15 protein-coding genes are annotated in these 26,243 nt (G+C 32.2%); 10 read left to right on the forward strand and 5 right to left on the reverse strand.

Going from position 1 to position 26,243, the window contains the following annotated elements; all coding sequences use genetic code 11:
* Window positions 1-2 precede the first annotated feature (2 nt).
* From Q0870_RS02380 to uvrB, 4 genes are all read left to right on the forward strand, one after another.
* Window positions 3-2,456 carry a T9SS type B sorting domain-containing protein gene (locus Q0870_RS02380; RefSeq protein WP_298550725.1) on the forward strand — a complete coding sequence of 818 codons (2,454 nt, stop codon included), beginning with the start codon at window positions 3-5 and terminating at the stop codon, window positions 2,454-2,456.
* Window positions 2,457-2,603: 147 nt separating this feature from the next.
* Complete coding sequence (locus Q0870_RS02385; RefSeq protein WP_298550727.1) at window positions 2,604-7,541, forward strand: choice-of-anchor L domain-containing protein; 4,938 nt, start codon at window positions 2,604-2,606, stop codon at window positions 7,539-7,541.
* Window positions 7,542-7,680: 139 nt separating this feature from the next.
* A complete protein-coding gene (locus tag Q0870_RS02390; protein ID WP_298550730.1) occupies window positions 7,681-12,816 on the forward strand; it encodes a T9SS type B sorting domain-containing protein in 5,136 nt (1,711 codons plus the stop codon).
* A gap of 28 nt (window positions 12,817-12,844) precedes the next feature.
* On the forward strand, window positions 12,845-14,848 hold the full coding sequence (gene uvrB, locus Q0870_RS02395) for an excinuclease ABC subunit UvrB (RefSeq protein ID WP_298550731.1): 2,004 nt from the start codon (window positions 12,845-12,847) through the stop codon (window positions 14,846-14,848).
* Between the two features lie 80 nt (window positions 14,849-14,928).
* On the opposite strand, the gene Q0870_RS02400 is transcribed toward uvrB, so the two are convergent.
* Window positions 14,929-15,342: a TerB family tellurite resistance protein gene (locus Q0870_RS02400; RefSeq protein WP_298550732.1), complete on the reverse strand. Its 414-nt coding sequence runs from the start codon at window positions 15,340-15,342 to the stop codon at window positions 14,929-14,931.
* 381 nt (window positions 15,343-15,723) lie between these two features.
* On the opposite strand from Q0870_RS02400, the gene Q0870_RS02405 reads away from it, so the two are divergent.
* The gene (locus tag Q0870_RS02405; RefSeq protein WP_298550735.1) at window positions 15,724-15,984 is read left to right on the forward strand and encodes a DUF1456 family protein; all 261 of its coding nucleotides are present in this window, start codon (window positions 15,724-15,726) and stop codon (window positions 15,982-15,984) included.
* Window positions 15,985-16,035: 51 nt separating this feature from the next.
* Here Q0870_RS02405 and sucC read toward each other — a convergent pair whose 3' ends face one another.
* Window positions 16,036-17,226, reverse strand: coding sequence for an ADP-forming succinate--CoA ligase subunit beta (gene sucC, locus Q0870_RS02410; RefSeq protein WP_298550737.1), 1,191 nt, complete (start codon window positions 17,224-17,226; stop codon window positions 16,036-16,038).
* A 200-nt stretch (window positions 17,227-17,426) separates the two neighbouring features.
* Between sucC and lysA the strand changes: the two genes are divergently transcribed.
* The 4 genes from lysA (at window position 17,427) to Q0870_RS02430 (ending at window position 22,403) form a co-directional block, all read left to right on the forward strand.
* The gene (gene lysA, locus Q0870_RS02415) at window positions 17,427-18,662 is read left to right on the forward strand and encodes a diaminopimelate decarboxylase (protein WP_298550739.1); all 1,236 of its coding nucleotides are present in this window, start codon (window positions 17,427-17,429) and stop codon (window positions 18,660-18,662) included.
* 129 nt (window positions 18,663-18,791) lie between these two features.
* A complete protein-coding gene (locus Q0870_RS02420; protein ID WP_298550742.1) occupies window positions 18,792-19,742 on the forward strand; it encodes a sterol desaturase family protein in 951 nt (316 codons plus the stop codon).
* A 172-nt stretch (window positions 19,743-19,914) separates the two neighbouring features.
* A complete protein-coding gene (locus tag Q0870_RS02425; RefSeq protein WP_298550744.1) occupies window positions 19,915-21,093 on the forward strand; it encodes a heparan-alpha-glucosaminide N-acetyltransferase domain-containing protein in 1,179 nt (392 codons plus the stop codon).
* Between the two features lie 8 nt (window positions 21,094-21,101).
* Window positions 21,102-22,403 (forward strand): APC family permease, encoded by a 1,302-nt coding sequence (locus Q0870_RS02430; RefSeq protein WP_298550745.1) that lies wholly within the window; start codon window positions 21,102-21,104, stop codon window positions 22,401-22,403.
* On the opposite strand, the gene Q0870_RS02435 is transcribed toward Q0870_RS02430, so the two are convergent.
* From Q0870_RS02435 to Q0870_RS02445, 3 genes are all read right to left on the reverse strand, one after another.
* Complete coding sequence (locus Q0870_RS02435; RefSeq protein WP_298550747.1) at window positions 22,400-22,954, reverse strand: hypothetical protein; 555 nt, start codon at window positions 22,952-22,954, stop codon at window positions 22,400-22,402. The two genes, Q0870_RS02430 and Q0870_RS02435, sit on opposite strands and share 4 nt — an antisense overlap.
* 78 nt (window positions 22,955-23,032) lie before the next feature.
* Entirely contained in the window at window positions 23,033-24,445 is a 1,413-nt protein-coding gene (locus tag Q0870_RS02440) for a M20/M25/M40 family metallo-hydrolase (RefSeq protein WP_298550749.1), read from the reverse strand.
* 237 nt (window positions 24,446-24,682) lie between these two features.
* The gene (locus Q0870_RS02445) at window positions 24,683-25,534 is read right to left on the reverse strand and encodes a PPK2 family polyphosphate kinase (protein ID WP_298550751.1); all 852 of its coding nucleotides are present in this window, start codon (window positions 25,532-25,534) and stop codon (window positions 24,683-24,685) included.
* A gap of 130 nt (window positions 25,535-25,664) precedes the next feature.
* Here Q0870_RS02445 and Q0870_RS02450 point away from each other — a divergent pair, with 130 nt between their 5' ends.
* Window positions 25,665-26,171 carry an NAD(P)H-dependent oxidoreductase gene (locus Q0870_RS02450; RefSeq protein WP_298550753.1) on the forward strand — a complete coding sequence of 169 codons (507 nt, stop codon included), beginning with the start codon at window positions 25,665-25,667 and terminating at the stop codon, window positions 26,169-26,171.
* Window positions 26,172-26,243: the final 72 nt, after the last annotated feature.

A 26,243-nucleotide genomic window follows, 5' to 3' on the forward strand; every position in this document is an offset into this window, starting at 1 on the left:
TATTGAAATTACTACTTAAGCTTAATCTTATATTAACTGTAATATTCTTTTCAAACCTTGCAATATCACAAGAACCCACAGATTGTGTTAATACTGTTATTGCATGTGGAAATTCTAATATCACACTAGATGTTAGCGGTGTTGGCACTCAAGAACTATCGGGATCAAACACTTGTTCCAGTCAAGAAAACAATAGTGTTTGGCTTAGTGTAACTCCCATAACAAGTGGCACGTTAGGTTTTACATTAACCCCAAACAGTAAAGCTATTACTGAAGATTATGATTTTTTTGTTTTCGGACCGGATGTAGCTTGTGGTAGTATAGGACAGGCTATTCGATGCTCAACAACAAATCCTCAAAATGCTGGTTTAACAAGTAATGAAACTGGTATGAACGGTACAGAAACAGACACTTCCGAAGGTCCAGGAGCTAGCGGTAATAGTTTTGTAAGATGGCTAGATGTAAATGCTGGAGAAACCTATTTTATAGTCATTGACAGACCTATTGGAAATAGCCCTTTTAACTTAGAATGGACAGGTAGTGCAACTTTTTCAGAACCACCAACAGACGAATCAAGCTCATCTGGAGCTGCCCTAGACTTTGAAAAATGTGATGATTTAGCTCCTTTTGATGATGGATTTGTAGAGTTTAATTTATCAGATAATACTACGCCAATAATTGGAACGCAAACTGACGTAACTGTTACTTACCATGAATCTGCAAGTAATGCTAATATTGGCATTGGCCCTTTAGCAAGTCCTTATACAAATATTAGAAATCCGCAAACTATTTATGCGAGAATAACAAACAATACAACAGGCTGTTTTGAATTAACAGATTTTCAATTAAATGTTAATTTAGGGCCAGACTTTGTTGTCCCTACAGACTTTATTTTATGTGATAATCTAAATGATGCAGATGATAAAAATGGACAAGTAATTTTTGATTTATCAACCAGAATTGATGAGATTTTAAACGGACAAAATTCGGCAGATTTCAACGTATTTTATTATACTTCCAGATTTAATGCTGAAAACAATATCAATCCACTTCCTTATTCCTATTATAATACAACCGCTTTCAATGAAAAGGTTTTTATTAGAATTGAAGAAGTAACTAATGCAAACTGTAGAAGTATTACAGAATTAAATTTAAGAGTAAATGAAGCTCCTGATGCTTTTAATGATACATTAATTCAATGTGATGAAGATGGGTTGGCTGATGGATTAACAACTTTTAATCTTAACGAATCTATTGATGCACTTACCGGAGGCCTTACAGATAGATCTGTAAAGTTTTATACGGACACCTTAAGAACTATTGAAGTTAGCGGAGATTCATTTAATAATACCATAAATCCGCAAACTATATTTATTGAAGTTATTAATAATACAACTGGTTGTACTAGTAATTCAGAATTAATACTAGATGTTACTGCAACAGATTCTAATAATGCATTTTTAACTGCTTGTGATGATGATGGTGTTGAAGATGGTTTACATACTTTTAATTTAAATGATGCAGAAAGTGACATTTTATTTGGTCTTCCAAGTGGACTAAATATTGTTTACTATGCAACTTTTAATGACTCTGTTTTAGAACAAAATCCATTAAATACAACATTTACAAACACCAATCCTTATACTCAAACCGTTTATGCTCGTGTAGAAAATGCTAATGACTGCTTCGGTATAAGTCAAGTTTTTCTTTATGTGTTTGCTTTACCAGATATAAAAGCTGAAGATTTATTTTATTATTGTTTAAATCATTTTCCGGACACTAAATCCATAGATGCAGCAATTTTAAACGACGACCCAAATAATTATACATACAATTGGTCAACTGGAGAAAGTGATTATGAAATTCAAATTAATTCACCTGGAGTTTACACTGTTACAGTAACAAATACTAATAATTGCTCTAAAGTGCGAACTGTAACTGTAGAACCTTCAAATATTGCAACTTTTGAGATTCCTGCTTTTGATGTAATAGATGCTTCACAAAATAATATAATAACGGTTTATGTTACTGGAGAGGGTAATTATCAGTATAGTTTAGTAGATGAAAACAGCAATACTATACAACCTTATCAAGATAGTAATATATTCGAAAATGTATTTCCAGGTATTTATACTGTTTTTGTTAGGGATATTAAAAATGATTGTGGTAATATAGATAAAATCGTTTCTGTTATTGGTTTTCCAAGGTTTTTTACACCTAATAATGACGGCGTGAATGATATTTGGAACGTATATGGTGTGTCAAGTATGTTTCAACCCAATACTAAAATTCAAATCTTTGATAGATATGGAAAACTAATTAAACAATTAGATCCTTTGGGCGAAGGTTGGAATGGATTGCTAAATGGCCAAAAATTACCAAGTGATGACTACTGGTTTTCAATACAGCTACAGGATGGTAGAGTATTTAAAAATCATTTTGCATTAATTAACTAAAAACCATATCACAAAAAACTAATAAAACTGCTTTTAATCGATTTTTTTTGCGTTTCATCTAAATTATATCTATTTTTGGGCTCAAATTAGCCCCAATAAATTGTATTACTTAACCAAAAAAAAGAACTAAAGAACACCTACTAGGTTATGAGATTTATTCACTTCACCATATTTATACTGTTTTTTAGTAGCAATTTTGTGTTTTCTCAGCAAATATCTGTAGATGACACTGTTGGTTTAGAGCCTCTAATAGAAAACAATTTAGTTAATGGCTGTGTAAATATTACAAACATCAATTCATCTATAAATGGAGCTTCAAGTGGCCTTTCCAGTTATGCTTATTTCGAAAGAGCAAGTTCAAGCTTCCCTTTTCAAAATGGAATTATGTTATCTACAGGAGGTGCTGCATCTGGTGGTAACGCTCAAATAACACCAACCCTAAGCGAGGGTTCTAATACGTGGGGAACTGATCCCGATTTAGAAACTGCATTAGGCATTACAAATACTGTAAATGCTACATCTATAGAATTCGATTTTGTTTCAATTTCAAATCAGTTTCAATTTAATTATTTGCTAGCTTCAGAAGAATATTTTGGCATTAATCCATGTCAATTCTCTGATGGTTTTGTTTTTCTAATCAGAGAAGCAGGAACAACAAACCCTTATCAAAATATAGCCGTAGTACCAGGCACCTCTACACCTGTAAACACAAATACTATACATGATGAGATTTTTGGTGTTTGTCCTGCAGAAAACAATCAATATTTTCAAGGCTATAATTTAGGAGACACAAATTATAATGGTAGAACAACAGTTTTAACAGCCTCTGGTACAATTTTACCAAATGTAACCTACCACATAAAATTAATAATTGCCGACCAAACCGATGGTACTTTCGATTCTGCTGTATTCATTGAAGGTGATAGTTTTAGAGTTTTAGATTTGGGAGAAGACGTTACAACCTGTGCCAGTTTTGTAACACTTGATGCCGATTTAGAAAATAGTTTAGTTTCATATGCATGGTATAGAGATGGTGTTTTAATTAGTGGAGCTGTAGGACCTACTTATACTGCTGTTCAAGATGGTACTTATCTGGTTCAAGCTTCAGTTCCTGTAAATGGAACAACTTGTATTGAAGAAGACGAAATAGTTGTTATTATTAACGCAGAAGAGCCTATGGATCCTGTTAGCGACTATGAATTGTGTGATATTAATTCAAGTGGAGATGAAATTGAAATATTTGACCTTTCCACAAAAGACTCAGAAGTTATCGCTAACATTCCTTTTTCTAATTACACATTTAGTTATCATCGTTCGGATAATGATGCTAGGCTAAACATTAGCCCAATAACAGTTCCTATACCAAACACATCAAATCCACAACCTATTTTTGTTAGAGTTCAAGACATAGATAGTGATTGTTTTTCTTTTACAACTTTTAACATAATTGTTAACCCTATTCCTAATATAGTCAACCCGACCCCTTTAGAAATTTGTGATAATGATGATATACCTGATGGTTTAGCAATTATTGATTTAACAGAAAAAGATGATGAAATTACATCTGGAGACCCCAATTTATTTGTTACCTATCATTATAACCCCTTAGATGCTAGTACAGGAGATAACCCAATACCATCACCTTATATAAACTCTACTAACCCAGAGACCGTTTACACAAGAATTGTAAATACCGTAACAGGCTGTGTATCAAACACAACTTTAGATGTTGATGTTACAGTTAGTCCAATTGTTAACAGAGACACCCAATACATTGATGCTTGTGATAGAGATTTAGATGGTGAAGCCACTTTTGATTTAACAGAAGTAATTAGTAGTGTTTTAAATGGGTTAACAGGAGTTTCAACCACATTTCATGCAACATTTGAAGATGCTGAAATGAACGCAAATGTTATAGCCGATGAAACAAACTATCAATATACTAATGCTGTACTAGAGCCTGGTTCTGCAACTATATACTTAAGAATTGTTGACGACACTACAGGTTGTGCTACCATAGTACCATTTGAAATTCATACTAATTTATTATTAACAGGAACAGATACAGGAGATTTTGCGCTTTGTGATACAAATGATGATTCTACTGACTCATTAGAATTTGATTTAAACACTATTGAAAACTTTATTGCTAATGACTTACCCAATAGTATTTCTGTAACTTTTTATGATGATGAAAACAACAGAGACAATGGAACAAACCCATTAGACAAAACAGCTCCCTATTCAGCACTAAGCCCACAAGTACTGTATATAACAATTGAAGATGGTGGCTGTTTAGAAAGTGCAGAGATTACATTATTAGTTAACCCGATATTACTATTTGGAAACGTAACAATAAACTATTGTGATGATGATAATGATGGTTTTGCAAGCATCGATTTACAATCTACAGACCCTGATTCTGTAACCGATATTGTTACAGGAAGTAATACAGATTTCACAGTCACTTATTTTTTAGATGAAACGGATGCCAACAACAATAACACCGCAAACCAACTACCTCCTTTTTATAATAATACATCTCCTATTGAAACGCTTTATGCTCGAATAGAAAATATAAATTCTGGATGTGCCACCGTTAACCCTTTTCAAATACAAATATTAGTTGCTCCTCCTACAAATCAACCCATAGATGAATTTCGTTGTACTGATGATGGTTTTGATGATATCGATTTGGAAGCCAAAATTGACGAAACCGTAAATAGCAGAGCCGGATTAAATATTGATGTGTTTACAACTTTTGATGATGCAGACAATAATATTATAGCCAATGCTATTCCCGTTTCAGATAGAAACGCATATAATACAGATACTCAAACTATTTATATAAGAGTTGAAGATGCTGTAAGTGGTACAGGTTGTTATTCTGTTGTATCCTTTGAAGCCATTATAAATACAGAGCCAATTATACCAACAGATATCCTTTTTCAAGTATGTGAAGATGATGGAGACAGTTTTGCAGATTTTATATTACAAGATACCGATCTGGAAGTTTTAAATGGACAAACAAATAAAGAAGTCTACTATTTTGAAAATGAAATTGATGCCCTTAATGGTAATTTAGGAAACGCTATACCTAAGGATACAGCATATAACTCTGAATCTAAAACTATTTACGTTAGAGTAGAAAACATTACAGATTCAGCATGTTTTAATACAGGTTCAATTGAAATTCAAGTAGCTCGAAACCCAGTTTACGCCCCTATAATACCATTTTTAGTTTGTGACGACCCAAGTAATGATGGTATCCATGAATTTAATTTAGTTGAAAAAGCCAATGAAATTCAGTTAACTTCTCCAGACCCTTTAAACATTTCTTTTCATTTAACGCCCCAACAGGCTGAAGATAATGACAGTCCTTTATCTGATACCTATACTAATGTTTCCAATCCACAGAGTATTTATATAAGACTAGAAAACGCTTCTTTTTGTTATTCTGTTGAGCAACTTGGTATTAACATTGTAGCTGCTCCAGATGTTCTTGTGGGCGTGCCTTCTTTAACCGAGTGCGCACCAGCCTCTGATGGTTTTGCAACTTTCGATTTAACTTTTTACGACTTAGATACCCAAACTGTAGACTTTGAAATTTTAGATAGAGTAAAAAGCAATCTGATAATAAACTATTTTGAAAATGAAACTGACATTAATCCAGCTGATGGATTAGATAATTCAAATGAAATTTCTGACCCATTAAACTTTAATTCAGTTGCAAAAACTATTTTTATTAAAGTGGCAAATAGCTTAACGGGCTGTTATAATGTAATTCCTCTGGAGCTTAGAGTAAATTTTCCACCAACACTAAATACAATTGGTACCATACCCATTTGTGATAATGTTGATGACACCTATAATTTGTCGCAAATTAATACTATAGTTGTTGATGATGTTTCATTAGTAAATATATCTTATCACGACAACCTAATTGATGCCAATGACAATGCATCACCATTAAATAGTATATTTGATTATACAGCAAGTAGTCATGAAATTTTTATTAGAATTTCTGATATTAATACTGGATGCCCAATAATTACTTCTTTTATTTTACAAATAAATGAAAACCCTGTTGCGAATACGCCTCCAGATTTAGTAGACTGTGATAATGATTATGATGGTGTACAAAATTTCGATTTAACTACAAATAACAGTATCATTCTAGGCGGTTTGAGTCCTTCTAATTATTCTATTTCTTTTTATGATACAATAGGTAATGCAGAAACAGATACTGATGCATTATCAAATAATTATCCTTCCGTAAATGGAGAAACAATTTTTGTAAGACTTGAAAATAACAATACAGGATGCTTTAGTACAACTCAATTTAATTTACGAGTTAACCCATTGCCAATTGTCCCTTTAAATGAAATTATCCCACTATGTAATAATGAGCCTATACGAGTTATTGCAGATACACAAGTTTCAGGAGATACTTATTTATGGTCTACAGGTGAAACGTCTAGCGAAATAATTATTAACCCAGCAAATATTGGAAATTATTTTGTAACAGTAACCAGACCAAATGTAATTGGAAACGACTGCTCTTACACGCACAACTTTGAAGTTATTCCTTCTGATGAAGCAGAAATAATAATCACACCAACAGTTAATTTTGCAGACCCTAACAGCATTACTGTCGAAATAAATAATTCTAGAATTGGAGATTATATCTTTATTTTAGATGGTGTTGAAAATACACCCGAAAACTCTAATGTTTTTAATGATGTTTCTTTTGGTGAGCATATTGTAACTGTCAGAGATTTAAATGGATGCATGGATATTTCCAAGCCTGTTTTTGTATTTGATATTCCTAAATTTGTAACACCTAATAATGATAATGCCTATGATACCTGGCATATTGTTGGCGCAGACCAATTACCTGGAACTTTAGTATATATTTATAACAGACATGGTAAATTATTAAAAATGCTACCTTATAATTCTACTGGATGGGATGGCACTTTTAATGGACAACAAATGCCCTCTGATGATTACTGGTTCTCTGCAGATATTGTACAAAATGGAGAGGCATTTAATATTAGAGGTCATTTTGCACTAAAAAGATAAACCTAATATTATAAAAATCTTATTAATTCTTTACATTATACCTATAAAATTAAACCTTCAAAGGTTTTATAAGTCCAATAATATTAAATGTTCTATTTTAGTTTCCTAAACATTTTAAATTATTACTTATTTAAAAAAAATGCCTACGAATCGACTTTTACAAAGTTTTTTATTTGCTCTAATTATCCTTTTAAGCTTTAAAGGGTTTTCTCAATTAAGCAAAACGCACTATATACCGCCACTCACATTTGCAAACTCAGGAAGCTCATCTCCGCAAGACCAGTATATTTATTTATCAACCCCAAGAACATCTGATGTCCCATATACCATAAAACCAATAGGGCAACCAGAAGTTAATTATATCACTGGCGTTGTTAGTAATAATAACCCTGCCGAAATATCAATAGGTAGTGGTGGAAACACACAGCTTTTTATTCAATCACCTGCTTCAAGTGTTGTAACTAACAACAAAGGTTATATTATAGAATCAGAAGATGTGATTTACGTATCTGTTAGAATGAATGCAGGTTATCAAGCTGGTGCCCTAGTTAGCAAAGGGCTTTCAGCTCTAGATACCACATTTAGAATTGGTAGTTATACCAATGAAAACCCACAAGACAATTACCTTAACTTTGTTTCTGTAATGGCAACAGAAGATGATACTGAAATTAACTTTAGTAATCTTCCTAGTGGAATTATTATACAAAACTACAGCGGATCAACACCTGTAAACGTTACTTTAGATGAAGGTGAAAGCTATACCTTAGCCATCAATAGTAATGATACTAGTATAAATAGAGATGGGTTAATTGGTTGTCTTGTGAATTCAGATAAGCCAATTGTTGTTAATTGTGGTTCTGCTAATGGAAGTTTTGGTAGTGGTGACGCCAGAGATTATGGAATAGATCAAATTGTAGGATTAAGTAAAATTGGCACAGAATATATTTTTGTTAAAGGTGACGGCGCAAATGATTGGGAAAATGTTTTATTAGTAGCCCATACTAACAATACTTCTATAAATATTAATGGAAATGCTACAGGCGTTACAATCAATACCGGAGAGTATTTTGTCATAGAGGGCAATAATTATAGTAGTAATGGTAATATGTATGTTGAAACCTCCCAACCTGTTTTTGCATATCAAGGTGTTGGTGGGTTAAACAATGGTGGTTCACCTTCAGAAGCCAACCAAGGTATGTTTTTTGTACCTCCACTTAGTTGTGAAACGCGAGGGAATTTAGATAATATCGCTAATATAAATAATATAGGCTTTAAACCCTATGATGGAGGTATAACTATAGTTACTAAGGTAACTGCAAATGTTACGGTTACATCATCTATAACTGGAAATATAAACTTAGGCACTCCAAATCCTGTAACAGGAAAAACGGACTACATTACATACAAAATAAAAGATATCAATGGCAATATAACTGTCACAAGTGATGACGAATTATACTGCGCTTATTTTAATTATAGTGGTGCTGCGACTTCAGGGAGTTTTTATTCTGGTTTTCCATCACCTCCAGAAATTAATTTTAATGCAGAATTTGCAACACTTGGAAACTGCATTCCTAATATAACCTTAGAAGCTGCAAATGCTGAAAATTTTGATAGCTTTAAATGGTTATTTGATGATGGCTCTGGCTTTATGGATTTAATGATTACAACGTCTCAAATAACACCTTCTATACCTGGAAAATATAAGTTAGTTGGTATCATAACCTGCACAGGAGAAGAACTTGAATCTATAGAAGTACCTGTAAGCATCTGTCCAGATGATAGAGATAATGATGGGATTATTGATAATATAGATATTGATAATGATAATGATGGAATTTTAAATTGTACAGAATCAAACGGAGATGTTATTTTAAATATTCAAAACATAAACGTACCGCAACTCATATTCCAAGATGGTTATACAAACAATACTATAACTTCCGCAAGTTACACCCAAACAAGTAGTTCTGGAGGTATAAATACATTAAATGCTAATAACTTAGGTGATTTCACAAGCATGGTTTCACCTGCCAATGATGCCGAAAGCGACTATTCATTAACTTTTACAGAATCCGTAAACATAAAATTCAGTGAAGATATTAGTAACACACATATTTCTACTGATGGTGAATACTTTATAGCAAGAATTTTGCCTGTAAACAAAAACATTACAGTAATTAATCCTGATGACCGTTTACTCATTGATAGTAATTTTGATGGTATTTTTGAAACTGGTGTCACACAACTTTCGGGTTCAGAAATACATTTTAAAATTAACCCAAGTCCAACAGGAAATACTCCTTATGCTTTTTATGCTAATCAAGTTGATGGTTTTTCATTTATTCACAAACTATCAAATACAGGAAGTTCTTCTACATTTTATGGAAACATATCATTAACATGTTTTAAAAAAGATAATGACAATGATGGTATTAAAGATGAATTTGATTTAGATAGTGACAATGATGGAATTCCAGATTTTATTGAAAATACAGGGTTATTAATTACATTATCGGGAGTTGATGCCGATTTTAATGGTTTAGACGATATTTATGATATCACAGCCCCCCCTTTAGATTCAGACACAGATTCAATTTATGATTTTTATGATTTAGATAGTGATAATGATGGTATTTATGATTTAATAGAATCTGGTGAGTTTGGGACTTTATCTGACACAAATTTAGATGGTATTGAAGATGGTCCTAATTACGGCACAAATGGTTGGGCTGATGCGGTAGAAACTGCACCAGATAGTAACCTTATTGGTTATACACCAAATGATTTTGATACAGATACTATTTTTAGCTATCTAGATTTAGATAGTGATGGTGATGGCTGTAGTGATGTAATTGAAGCTGGGTTTTCTGATGGTAATACTGATGATTTATTAGGAGATAATGTCGTTACTACTAATGACTCAGGGGTAGTTACAAATGCTACGGATGGATACATTATACCGAATCCTAATTATTTAGACTATGCACCAATTACTATTACAACCCAACCCTTAAATACATTAGCCTGCGAACTCTCTATGGCTACAATTAGCGTAGTTTCTGTAGAGGCAGAAACCTATCAATGGGAATTAAGTACAGATGGTCTAAATTGGTCAGCTTTAATTGAAGATGCTACACATTCTGGCGTTTTAACAAGCAATTTAACAATTAGCAATATCCCTTTAACTTTTAATGGATATTTATATCGTGTTAAGCTGGATAGGAGTGATAATAGTTGTGGTATTTATTCGGATGAAGCCGTCTTAAACATTAATGGTTTACCGGTTGTAAATAACCCAAACATATATTTACAATGCGATGATGCATCCAATGATGGGCAAGCATTCTTTAATTTAACACTTGATAACATTAAAGGAGATATTAATACAAACTATTTAAACGAAGGTTTAATTTTCACATATTATTTAACTCAAACTGAAGCAGAAACGAATACAAACCCTATTTCAAACCCGGAAAATTATCAAGATGCTCTAGGTTTTACTCCAGAAACAGTTTGGATTAGAGTTGAAAACACTAATGGATGCTTTAGAGTCGTTCCTATTATCCTGCAAGTAAGCCCATCAAGTGCTACACTAAGTACTTACAACCCCACATCAATATATCAGTGTGATGATGGAACCAATGATAGAGATGGTATTTCTACATTCGATATAACTCATATTGAAAATTACATTTCTACTACTCTTTTTTCTACATTCAATGTTACTGTACATTTTTATGAAAGCCAAATTGATGCGGAATTAGAAACTAATGAAATTTTAGATATTGCAAATCATCAAAATATCAATTCTCCAAATACCCAAAGTGTTTGGGTACGTGTAAAAAGTGAATTAGGAAATAATTGTTTAGGGTTAGAAGAGTTATCAGACCTACTAATTGTTGAAGCACTACCTATAGCTAATCCAGTAGCTATTTCTAGGGAATGTGATTTTAATACTACAGATACTTTTGTTTCTTATCCTTTTGACACCTCTACTGTTGAATCTACAGTATTAAACGGTCAATCACTTACAGATGTTACGATAACCTATAATTATTTAGAATTAGATGGTTCATCAACTACAACAAATATCCTTCCAAATCCTTTTTTAACCGAATCTCAAACTATAACCATAACTTTAACTAATAATACTACACAAGACACTGATGGCCCATGCTATGATGAAACTACATTAGAGTTTATTGTTGATGAACAACCCGTTATTGCAGACATTGTTCCTACACAAGTAGTTTGTGATGGTGATACTGGAGATATTGATGATGATGGCTTTTATCCTTTTGACACCTCTAGTTTTACTAGCACCATTCTTGGCACACAACCTGGCATGCAAATTTACTACGATTATCTTGATGAAAGCGGGAATCTTATCTTAGACAGCTTAACGCTTCCAAATCCATTTGTTTCTGAAAATCAAACTATTACTGTAGAAGTCATAAATCCAAATAATAGGTTTTGTACAGCTACTACAGAAATAAATCTTGTTGTAAATCCTTTACCAGTTTTTTACTTAGAAGAAGAAATTATTGTTTGTGATTCTCCTTTTATTCCTTTTGATTTAGTTCCTAGTCAAGCTAATAATACTGAGGTTTTTTATTATCAATGGACATATGAAGATGGAAGTATTTTAGGAAACACCTTAATATTAGAAAACATAACGCAGCCTGGAAAATACACAATAACACTCACTAACCCTATTACATTATGCGATAGGTCTCTTACTATAGATGTAAAAGTAGCCGACATTGCTAATATTACCCTAAAAGATGTTGATATTGATGATCTTTCTGAAAACAATACCGTAACTATTATAGATCCTTCTAGTTTAGGTAATAGCACGTATTTATTCTCTCTTATTTCTGATACTGGGCTCATTACATTCCCTTATCAAGAAAATCCAGTTTTTAATAATGTTCCTGCTGGTTTTTACACGCTATTTGTTCAAGATGACAAAGCTATATGTGATCCTGTAGAACTTATTATTCCTGTTATTGGACATCCTAAATTCTTTACTCCAAATGGAGATGGACACAATGATTTTTGGCAAATTAAAGGTATAAATAGTAATAATCAATCGAATAGTATTGTTTCAATTTATGACCGATATGGTAAACTCTTAAAACAAATAAGGCCTTCTGAAAAGGGTTGGGATGGAACATTTAATGGTTCAATAATGTCTACTGATGATTATTGGTTTAGAGTATATTTAGAAGATGGAAGAGAATTTTCTGGTCACTTTACTTTAAAACGATAAGCCATATTATTTTGCTTAATTTTGCAAAATGCAGTTTAAAATTGAATCGGAATTTAAGCCAACTGGTGATCAACCTCAAGCAATAAAACAGCTTGTTAATGGTATTGTTTCAGAAGAAAAATACCAAACGCTTCTTGGGGTAACAGGTTCTGGAAAAACCTTTACTGTTGCAAATGTCATTGAAGAAGTTCAAAGACCAACCCTTGTATTAGCCCATAACAAGACATTAGCAGCTCAGTTATACTCTGAATTTAAACAGTTTTTTCCTAATAATGCAGTTGAGTATTTTGTCTCTTATTATGATTACTATCAACCAGAAGCCTACATACCAGTTTCTGGGGTTTTCATAGAAAAAGATTTATCTATAAATGAGGAAATCGAAAAGATGCGTTTAAGCGCAACATCTTCACTCTTATCTGGCCGTCGTGATGTTCTGGTAATTGCATCCGTTTCATGTATTTATGGTATTGGGAATCCAATAGAATTTCAAAAGAACGTAATTACTTTAAAAAGAGACCAAGTTATTTCCAGAACTAAATTATTACATCAGTTAGTTCAAAGTTTATATTCAAGAACTGAAGAAGATTTTAAACATGGTAATTTTAGAATAAAGGGAGATACTGTTGATATTTTTCCTAGTTATGCTGATGATGCTTTTAGAATTCATTTTTTTGGAGATGAAATTGAAGAAATAGAGGCTTTTAATATTCAAACTAATGAAGTGGTTGAAAAATACGACCAACTTACCATTTACCCCGCAAATATGTTTGTTACCTCTCCCGATGTACTTCAAGGTGCCATTAAAGAGATTCAAGACGATTTGGTAAAACAACATGATTATTTCAAAGAAATCGGGAAACATTTAGAAGCAAAACGCCTTAAAGAACGTACCGAATTTGATTTAGAAATGATTCGTGAATTAGGGTATTGTTCAGGTATTGAAAACTACTCGCGCTATCTAGATGGTAGATTGCCTGGAACAAGACCATTCTGCTTATTAGATTACTTTCCTGATGATTATTTAATGGTTGTTGATGAGAGTCATGTTACTATTTCTCAAGTACATGCCATGTATGGAGGTGATAGAAGTAGAAAAGAAAACTTGGTAGAATATGGTTTTAGATTACCAGCAGCTATGGACAATAGACCATTAAAGTTTGAAGAATTTGAATCCATTCAAAATCAAGTTATATATGTTAGTGCTACGCCAGCTGATTATGAATTACAAAAAACAGATGGCATTTATGTAGAACAAGTTATTCGCCCAACAGGATTACTAGACCCTATTATAGAAATACGCCCAAGCTTAAATCAGATAGATGATTTAATTGAAGAAATTCAGCAACGCATTGAAAAAGATGAACGTACTTTGGTTACTACCCTTACCAAACGGATGGCAGAAGAATTAACTAAGTATTTAGATAGAATTCAAATTAGATGCCGTTACATACATAGTGATGTTGACACTTTAGAGCGGGTTGAAATTATGCAAGATTTACGTAAAGGTTTATTTGATGTACTGGTTGGAGTCAACTTACTTCGTGAAGGTTTAGATTTACCCGAAGTATCTCTTGTAGCTATTTTAGATGCCGACAAAGAAGGTTTTTTACGTTCTGCGCGTTCACTAACACAAACTGTTGGAAGAGCAGCAAGAAATCTAAATGGAAAGGCTATTATGTATGCGGATAAAATTACAAAAAGTATGCAAAAAACCATTGATGAAACTGAATACAGAAGAGAGAAACAAATTGCATATAACACAGAACACGGCGTTATTCCAAAGGCATTAAATAAAAGTCTAGACAATGCGCTTTCAAAAAATTCTGTTAGCACTTATAGTTATGACTTGGAAGCTTTAAAAGCTGCTGAACCAGAAAGCGAGTATTTGAGTAAACCAGAACTTGAAAAGAAAATTCGTGAAAGACGAAAACTTATGGAAGAAGCTGCAAAAGCTTTAGACTTTATTGTGGCGGCAAAACTTCGGGATGAGATTAAAAGCTACCAAAACAAATTAGAAAAGCTAAAAGTATAAGCTTTTCTAATTTGTTTTGGTAAATTATAATCAACACTAATATTGGTACTATTTTAGATAAAACCTAAAGAAAAATAATCTTAATTATATTGTGTTTTAAAAATATCTATCAAAACATCAGGTGGTACTATTTTATTTGGAAAACTTTCCATTAGGTACAATACCTTAGTAATAGACTCATGGCTTAATCCCATTCTAAGTCCAAAGTTATACAACTTTATAACACCTGCCGAATTATTATCTTCATTCGACTCTTGCTCAATATTCATTAATAAAACTAATCTATGAAACTGAACGATTCGCTCGCTATGAGATTTTAAATGCGTATAAGTAACCGGGTTCTCCAATAAATACTCAAAATCTTCACGAGAAATATCTAATTGTTTTGCTACTCCTAATAAGAAATTATATTCTATTCGCTTAATATCTTTATCATATTTCGCAAAAGCTATCATTTCAGATAAAAGGCTTAATTTTTCTACTCTATTTACCATTCTTAAGGGTTTTCTTTATGGATCTATTTAATTACAATATAAAGTTACACAGAAGAGTCCTTTAATAATCGTAGATATAATGTAACTTATCGAAAAACGGCACGTATTTAGTCGTGATTTTCATCTACTTCGTCAATAATTTACTTTTATTGAACTTGTAAATTTGCACTTTATCATTTCTAATGTGAAATCCAAGAGCACTTACAAACAACACAACTAACTGTTTATCAATATGTTAAATAGATAATTTATGTTAAAAAAAATAACTCTTAAAATCAACATTTAGGGTATCTTTACAAAAGCAGATAAAACGTTAGCTTTGATAAAGTCAAAAAACAAAATCGATGAAATACACACCATAAAAGCCCTTCAAAAAGAATTATGACAAATAATGATATTTTAAAAAAATTAAGAGTAGCTCTTAAATTGCGTGATGATGAAATAGTGAAGATTTTAGCACTTGTAGATTTTAGAATCTCAAAAAGTGAGCTCGGTGCATTTTTTAGAAGAGAAGATCACCCGAAGTACATGGAATGTGGTGATCAGATACTGCGTAACTTTTTAAATGGACTTGTTATTCATCTTAGAGGTCCAATGCCAAAAAAAGGAGAGAAAACAGCACAAAAAAAAAGCAACAATTAATAATTGTTGCTTTTTTTATATGTATTACTAAAATAAATTCAGTATTAAATCTTAAGCTAAAACCTGCTGTACTTTATCAGCAGCTTCTTGAAACTCTGTAGCACTCATTACGTCTAGTCCAGAATTATCAATCAACTCTTTAGCTATATCTGCATTAGTCCCTTGTAATCGAACAATTATCGGCACATTTATAGTACCCATATTTTTATAGGCATCAATAACACCCTGTGCAACGCGGTCACAACGTACAATACCTCCAAAGATATTTATTAATATAGCCTTAACAGCTGGGTCTTTTAAAATAATCTTAAAAGCAGCCTCTACACGGGCAGCATCAGCAGTACCACCAACATCTAAAAAGTTTGCTGGCTCGCCACCAGCTTGCTTAATTAAATCCATAGTTGCCATAGCTAAACCTGCGCCATTAACCATACAACCAACATTTCCATCAAGATCCACATAGTTTAAACCAAGCTCTCCTGCTTCAACTTCAATAGCACTCTCCTCACGAACATCACGCAAATCAACATAATTTTTATGTCTAAATAAGGCGTTATCGTCGATAGTTACTTTAGCATCAACGGCCATTATTTTATTATCACTAGTTTTTAAAACTGGATTGATTTCAAATAAAGACGAATCAGACTTCACATAGGCAGTATAAAGATTAGAAACAAACTTTGTCATTTCTTTAAACGCTAAACCAGATAACCCTAAATTAAAAGCCACACGCCTTGCTTGAAAAGGCATTAATCCAACAGCCGGGTCAATCTCTTCCGTAAAGATTAAATGTGGTGTTTCTTCTGCAACTGTTTCAATATCCATTCCACCTTCAGTAGAATACATAATCATATTGCGTCCTGTACCTCTATTTAATAAAACAGACACGTAAAACTCACTTGTCTCAGTTTCACCTGGATAATAAACATCTTCGGCAACTAAAACTTGATGCACGCGTTTACCTTCAGCAGAAGTCTGTGGCGTAACCAAGTCCATACCTATTATTTGTCCAGCAATCTCTTCAACCTCTTTTAAGTTTTTAGCAAGTTTAACACCACCACCTTTTCCACGTCCTCCAGCATGTACTTGTGCCTTAATAACGTGCCAACTTGTTCCAGTTTCATTAGTTAATTGCTTAGCAGCAGCAACTGCTTCGTTTGCGTTTTGAGCTACAATACCACGTTGGATACGTACGCCAAAACTGCTTAATATTTCTTTACCTTGGTATTCGTGTAAATTCATAATATCGCTTCTGTTTTAAGAATCACAAATGTAAATAATAGCGTTTACTTACCCTAATATTTATTTACGAAAACTTGAATAATAGTTTAATCAATACTCTATGTTAAATAATTAACAAAATGTTTAATTTGATTTATTTTTTGATTTTTTATTTTTTTATTGAACCAAAGAAATATCTTTGACAAAAAATTATTAAAACCATGTTAGATAATCAGTTGCTCAAAATTGCACAAGATTTTGGAAGTCCAGTATACGTATATGATGCTGAAAAAATTGAAAACCAATACAAAAGACTTACGTCTGCCTTTAAAGGTGTTAAGAAATTAAAACTTAATTATGCTGTTAAAGCACTATCTAATATTTCCATATTAAAATTTTTAAAATCTTTGGGCTCTGGTATTGACACAGTTTCTATTCAAGAAGTACAATTAGGTTTGGCTGCAGGTTTTTCTCCTGAGCAAATTATTTTTACACCCAATGGTGTATCATTAAATGAAATTGAAGAAGCTGCTAAGTTAGGAGTAAAAATTAATATTGATAATTTATCTATTTTAGAACAGTTTGGAACAAAACACCCAAAAGTTCCTGTTTGTATTCGTATAAACCCACATGTTATGGCTGGTGGAAATGCAAATATCTCTGTAGGACATATTGATTCCAAATTCGGAATTTCTATACATCAAATACCTCATATATTAAGGATTGTCGAAAATACTAAAATGACAATTAATGGTATTCATATGCATACTGGAAGTGATATTTTAGATATTGAAGTATTCTTATATGCTAGTGAAATATTATTTGACACAGCTAAACAATTTCAAAATTTAGATTTTATCGATTTCGGATCTGGTTTTAAAGTGCCTTATAAGCAAGGTGATATTGAAACTAACATTGAAGAATTAGGTAAAAAACTATCAACAAGATTTAATGAATTCTGCAAGGAATATGGCAAGGATTTAACCTTAGCTTTTGAGCCTGGTAAGTTTTTAGTAAGTGAGTCTGGTCATTTTTTAACCAATGTAAATGCTGTAAAACAGACTACATCCACCGTTTTTGCTCAAGTTGATTCTGGATTTAACCATTTAATACGTCCAATGCTTTACGGCTCGCATCATGATATCATTAATATATCCAACCCAAAAGGAAGAGAACGTTTTTATACCGTTGTAGGTTACATATGCGAAACTGACACATTTGGAAACAACAGACGCATAAATGAAATTAATGAAGGTGATATTTTATGTTTTAAAAATGCTGGTGCTTATTGTTTCTCTATGGCTAGTAATTATAATTCAAGATATAGACCAGCAGAAGTATTATGGCATAACAACAAAGCACATCTTATTAGAAAAAGAGAAACTTTTGAAGACATACTAAACAATCAAATTGAAGTTGATTTTTCAAATAAAAAAGAGACTGTATTAGCAAAATAACTGCTTTTTTAAAAACTATAAAATGGCTTTAAAACTATAATATGTTTTAAAGCCATTTTTTTTGAAATAAATGCTAGTTATTATAGTTTACAAATAAAATCATCCTATTTTTGACAAAACGCAATTTTAATGGATTTTCTAAACCCTCTAGTTTACGGTGTACCTTGTTTTCTTGGACTCATATTACTTGAATTTACATATAGTAGACATCATAGAAAAGACAAAAAAAGCAATGAACTTTATGAGAACAAAGATTTATTAGCAAGTCTTACTATGGGTGTAGGTTCTGCAATATTAGCTCCACTCACTAAAACTATTGCAGCCATTGTTCTTTTTAAATTTGTTTATGAAATTTTCAATCCTATTGTTGATGGTATTCGTATGAATATTATGGGATGGGAATCTTTTGGGTATGTCTGGTATGTCTGGTTGCTTTGCCAATTAGCAGATGATTTTAGTTATTATTGGTTTCACAGACAAAATCATAATGTTCGTTTTTTATGGGCAGCACATATTGTACATCATTCATCAGACAATTTTAATTTAGGTACTGCAGTTAGAAACGGTTGGTTCACCATTTTTTACAAACCATTCTTTTATATGTGGATTCCAGCCATTGGTTTTCCTCCAGAAATGTTAGTGGTTTGTTTAGGTATAGAAGCACTTTGGCAATTTCAATTACATTCTATTTATATTCCTAAAATGGGTTTTATAGAAAAATTCATGAATACACATACCATGCATCAAGTACACCACGCGCAAAACCTAGAATATATGGACAAAAACCATGGCGGTTTCTTAAATATTTTCGATAAACTTTTTGGGACTTGGAAAGAACTAGATGAAACCATCGATATTAAATACGGTGTAACACATGCTCCAAATTCATATAACCCCTTGGTTATTTTAACGCATGAATACAAAGATATTTGGAACGATATGAAAAAATCTAAAAACTGGTATCATAAATTCATGTATGCCTTTGCTGCTCCTGGTTGGAGTCATGATGGTAGTACACTTACTATAAAGCAGCAACAAAAGCTTTTATTGAAGAAAGAACAGATTAATAGAGGTAAATAAAGTTCTCTTTTTATTGTCTGCCTTATTTAAAACTCAAAATACATCTATTTGTAATGGAAAGTTAAAATTCTACTATTACCAAAAACATAACTCAGTTTTATTTGCTAAAGCATAATTCTTTAGCTATTTTTAAAAAATCCCAAGTCTTTTATTTTAAAATATTTAAAGACTTATGCAAGTAAAAACTAACCGCATTGAATCCATAGACATTTTGAGAGGTGTTGTTATGGTCATTATGGCATTAGACCATGTTAGAGATTATTTCCATTACGGCTCTTTTTTTTCTGACCCAACAAATATAGAAACCACTACTCCTTTTTTATTTTTCACTAGATTTATAACACATTACTGCGCACCTGTTTTTATTTTTTTAGCTGGTACATCAGCATTTTTATATGGTAGTAAAAAAACAAAACCTGAGTTATTTAAATTTTTAATTACCAGAGGGGTTTGGTTAATTATCTTATGTTTGATAGTTAATAATTTTTTATGGAAATTTGATGTCACCTACAGCTTTATTATTCTACAAGTTATTTGGGCTATAGGCTTATGTATGGTGCTGCTCGCATTCGCTATTTATTTACCAATTAAAATTTTACTCGCACTAGGGCTTTTATTAGTTACTAGTCACAATTTATTAGATAGCATTATCCTTCAAGGTTCTAGCTTTAAATCTATTATTTGGTATATTCTTCATCAACAACAATTTTTAATGATTGGAGACCGGTTTTTTGCTTTTGCATATCCTATTATACCATGGTTTGGTTTAATAACTCTTGGATATTGCTTAGGCATACTCTATAAAAAAGGTTACAATCCACCTCTTAGGAACAAATATTTATTAAGAATTGGATTAACGTCGATTGTTCTCTTTTTTATAATTAGAGGTATAAATATGTATGGCGATTTGGTGCCTTGGTCTGTTCAAGACACTACTACAAAAACCATATTATCATTCTTTAACGTTACTAAATATCCGCCTTCTTTAGTTTATTTACTTATAACTATTGGCCCCTCATTATTGTTTCTATATGCTATTGAAAAGGTTAAAAACAAAATAACAGATTTCTTTTTAGTATTTGGACGTGTTCCCTTATTCTATTACTTTTTACACATTCTAGTTATTCATGTTTTAGCTATTATTGGAATGCTAATTTTTGGTGGAGACTGGAAAAATATGATTCTTACTTCGGATGTTTTTATGAATGCTAAACTTTTAAATTATGGGTATTCGTTATTTGTTGTTTATATGGTTTGGATAGGTGTAATCGCTCTACTCTATTATCCATCAAAAAAATATATGATTTACAAGGCTACTAACAAAGATAAATGGTGGTTGAGCTACCTATAACAAAATAAATGAATAAAAAAGACGAAGGTTTAAAAAGACGTGTTGGTGTATTAGGTCTATCAGCAAATATTGTTAATATTATTATTGGATCTGGTATTTTCGTATTGCCTGCTATTGTAGCTAGTTATATGGGAGCTTCAAGTATCATTGCTTATCTTTTTTGTGGCCTGTTAATGGCAATGATTATGCTTTGTTTTGCTGAAGCTGGTAGTAAAGTTACTAACACAGGAGGTCCTTACACATATATTGAAACAGCCTTTGGGGATTACGCTGGATTTCTTGGTGGTTTTTTTGCCATTGGAAGTACTTTATTTGCAGATGCTGCTGTATCAAATGCGCTTGTTAATGTAATTGGTTCTGCTTATCCCATATTTGCAGGTGGTTGGCCTCGTTTGTTATTTCTCTTTATTCTTTTTTATGGTATGGTTTATATTAATGTTATTGGATTAAATCAAGGTATTGGCTTAGTGAAATTTAATACGCTTATAAAACTTATTCCTTTATTACTTCTAATTTTAATTGGATTTAAAGACATTTCAATATCTAACTTATACATTGAAAATATGCCTTCAATTAAAACACTTGGTGAAACATCACTTATATTGTTTTTTGCTTTTCAAGGTTGTGAAACGGGTATTGTAGTTGGTGGCGAAGTTATCAATCCAAAACGAAATATTCCTAAAGCTATTTTAATTAGTATCACTACGGTGGTAATAATTTATGTTTTAATTCAAACGGTTTCGCAAGGTGTTTTAGGTAGCGAATTAGCTAATTTTAAAGCCGCCCCACTAGCAGAAACAGCTAAAAAAGTAATGGGCAATTTTGGATATACACTTTTAATAATTGGCGCCATAATTTCTATGTTTGGATATATGAGCGGCACTATACTAAATAGTCCAAGAGTAGTTTACGCACTTTCTAGAGATAATGTTATTCCTATAAAGGCTCTGTCAAAAATCCATAAAAAATTTGCAACACCTTATATCGCAATAATTGTATACGCAACCATTGGTTTTATATTTGCTATTTCTGGAAGTTTTGAGCAACTTGCAGTTATTGCTAGCAGTTCCATGCTTATTATTTATTTTGGTGTAGCTATATCTGTAATAAAGCTTAGATATTCTCAAAAAACAAAACCGGATGAATTTAAAATTCCTGGCGGTTTATTAATTCCAATTTTTGCTATGGCAATTATTGTTTATTTTCTATCTAACCTTGGAAAAAATGAAGCGATTGCAACTGTTATTTTTATTGCGATACTATCAGTAATTTTCTTAATAATTAAAGGTCTAAAGAACAAAAAAAATTAATCTCTCAACTGACCTCTAAATACACTAACCTTTGAATTAAATGGGTTTCCAGAAGTGCGTCTAAGCATTACAACTTGTCCACAATGCCATAATGCATCAGAAATTGGGCCATTAATAACATTCCAGAACGGATATTTGTTATTGTCTAATTCAGATAAATTGTCAGTTTCTCTTAAAATATCTGAAGCTTTTTTAAAGTTAAGGAGTGTTTGTTTTCTTTTTTCGTCAAAAGTCATTTCTGAATCTTTTGCACTACTTTCATCACTAGCTATAGAACGCAAAATAAAATTTGAAAGCCCGTATAAATGATCTATGGTTTCTGAAGATGTTCGTCCAGACTCACTTGGTTTATAACTTAAATCTTCAGACCTCAAACCTTCAGTTGCCCAAAAATATCTAAACCCCAAACCGTCAACCATTCTAGCTGCAACATTTCCAGCAGTATAAACTTCTGGATAATCAGGAATTTGATAATACGGTAATTTTTCTTCATTTTGTGCCATAACGAAGGTTGTTAAAATTAAGGCTAATATAAAAATTGAATTCTTCATTTTATTTAAGTTCTAAAGTCATAACATAGTCATAACTTCCAATTAAATATTTTAAGTTTTTTCTTCCAATACATCGTACTAATTTTTTATAACGTTTTTATTTGAAATGGGATTCACTCCATATTTATCAAACAAATAAATTAGAGAAGTCATGGTGGCTGCGCCTAATTCTAATTCGCGCTTATTAATAGCATCAAACGTATCATTGCTAGCATGATGATGGTCGAAATAACGTTGAGAATCTGGACGTAATCCTGCTAAAACGTTCGATTCTGTTTTAAGTGGACCGACATCGGCACCACTTCCACCCTTTTCGAAATAGTGAATAAGATAAGGTTTGAATAATTGCTGCCAGCTCAACACTTGATTAAAAGCTGCATCATTACAATCGAAACTAAAACCACGAGGTGTAAAGCCGCCTGAATCACTTTCTAAAGCAAATACATGATTTTCATTTTTTTGTTTTGCAACTGCCGCGTATTTATTACCTCCTAGTAAACCGTTTTCTTCATTCATAAATAATACAACACGAATACTTCGTTTTGGTGTAATACCCGATTCTTTTAATAACCTAAGTACATCCATAGATTGTACAACTCCTGCCCCATCATCATGAGAACCATCGCCTAAATCCCATGAATCTAAATGCCCACCAACAATCATATATTCATTTGGAAATTCACTTCCTGTAATTTCTCCTATTACATTATAAGATTGAACATCTTTAAGTTGCTTACAGTTTTGCTTAAAGTAAAATTTTATATTGTTATCTAATTTTAACATCGTACTTAATAACTTAGCGTCATTAGTACTAATTGCTGCCGAAGGAATACGTCTATCAACTGGCAAATTCTCATAAGTCATACTTCCTGTGTGTGGTAAATCGTCCATTCGTAAGTTCATAGAACGCACAATGACTCCAACTGCTCCGTATTTTATTGCCTCTAAAGCACCTTCATAACGTTGATTTACACAACCACCATAAGCCTCGAAAGTGTGAATCAAATCGGCTTGCATTGGGCGGTTGTAAAACACAATTTTACCTTCAATTTTTTCTGGCCCAAGTGCTTTTAATTCTTCAAAGTTTTTAACCTCAACAACTTCGGCTTTTAAACCTAAAGCTGGAGTTGCTACTGAACCACCTAAAGCACAAATATTTACATTAGTTGTTTTTCCTGGTTCTGTTTCAATAAAAGCAAATTCTTTTGCACCGCGAACCCATTTTGGCACCATAACGGGTTGCAACCATACTTTATCTAGGCCTAGTTTTTCTAGTTCTTCTTTGGTGTATGCTACTGCTCGTTCTGCACCTAACGATCCTGATAACCTACTACCTATTTGGTTTGATAAGTGGTTTAACCAATCGTAACTCTTTCCGTTGGTTAAGGTTTGTTTGTAAATGGTTTTAAGAACTTCTTCATCAGTTTGCGCTGATAAGTTTAAACTTAAAAGGATTGAATATAAAAAAGTTGTAAATTTTAAAATTCTCATGACATTATTTTTATGTTTAAAGATAGTCTTTCTTATAAGTTACTTGCAAAGCTGTAACCTAAATTTGTGTTAATAACATAAGGTAAGTGCGTTAACGATTGCAGCGGCATCCTTTTTAAAAACCAAAAATCACTATATTAAATTTTAGACAAATGACTGGCAGATTGTTACGTCGCTCACTCCTCACAATAACATTTTAAAAAGATATAGCGGAAAGCGTGTTAAAACGCCCAAAAACTATTCGTTATTAAGTTGTTGTTTATATAATTCGATATTTGCTTTAATGTCATCGTCCAATTCAGGTTCTTTAATATCAGTATAGGCGCTTAATGCATCGAACATGATTTTTGCAACCAAATACCTTGCAGAAGGTTTATCATCGGCAGGTATGGCATACCAAGGTGCGTGGGGCTTGGATGTTCTGTTTATAGCGTCTTCATAACAGGTTTGATATTTATCCCAGAGCTTGCGTTCTTTTAAATCTCCTGGTGAAAATTTCCAGTTTTTTTCTTGCTTGCGTAAACGACGTAAAAGTCTGTTTTTTTGTTCTTCTTTCGAAAGATTTAAAAAGAATTTAAAAATAAGGGTTCCGTTTTCTGAAATATGTTTTTCGAAGTTATTTATTTGCTCAAAACGTTTATCCCAAAAGGCATCATCAATATCGCTTACTGAATTAACACTTGGAATATTTTCACCCATAATGTATCCTGGATGCACACGTGTTACCAATACATTTTCGTAGTGCGTTCTATTAAAAACTCCAAACTTACCGCGCGCAGGAAGTGCTATGTAATGACGCCATAAATAATCGTGCTTCAGCTCCAATTCGGTTGGTACTTTAAAACTATGAACCACAACTCCTCTGGCATTAAAATCTTTAAACACCTCACGAATTAAACTGTCTTTCCCAGCCGTATCCATGCCTTGAAGACATACTAAAACTGCATATTTTCCATGTGCATATATAGTGTCTTGAAGTTTACCTAGTTGTTTTCTAACTTTTTTTAGCTCTTTGTCGGCATTATCTATTACTGCTTTTGTTTGCGAGTTTTTTAAAGATATGTTTGAAGTTACTTTGTAGTCATTCATAGTCAAATTTTTATCTGAATTAAGTGATGAGTTCAATATATAAAAATGCTATCAATTTTATCATGTTAAACATTAATTGTTTCTATTTGAAATCGTCTTTTAAGATTATTAAATATTGTTATTTTGAATTATGAATAAGACTGTAATAATACAAGGAAGTTCCAGAAGCAATGGAGACACAAGCAAAATTGTTAACTACATAACCACTAACAATGCTATAGATGTTATTGACTTATACACTAAAAACATAGGTCATTATGATTATGAATATATAAACCAAGATGATGATTTTATTGAATTAATTACTGATATTATAAATACGTATGACACTATTATTTTTGCTACACCAGTATATTGGTATAGTATGAGTGGTGTGCTGAAAGTGTTTTTTGATAGAATTTCGGATTTAATCCGAATACATAAAGATACTGGCAGGCTGTTACGAGGTAAAAATATGGCTATGATTAGTACTAGTAATCATGATGATTTAATAGATGGATTTTCTATGCCCTTTGTTGAATCTGCAAATTATTTAGGCATGAATTATTTGGGAGACATTCATACTTATGTTTTAGATAATTTGATTAATGACGAGATAAAGCTAAGAATTTCTTCTTTTATTGAAAAGATCGTATAATGTGCTTAAATCGATAATTTCGACGAACGACACATCTGTTTTTAAGGTTTTCATTACATTCGTACTACCAAA

This window comes from uncultured Algibacter sp. (genome assembly GCF_947487575.1).
In the GTDB taxonomy this organism is placed as follows: domain Bacteria; phylum Bacteroidota; class Bacteroidia; order Flavobacteriales; family Flavobacteriaceae; genus Algibacter_B.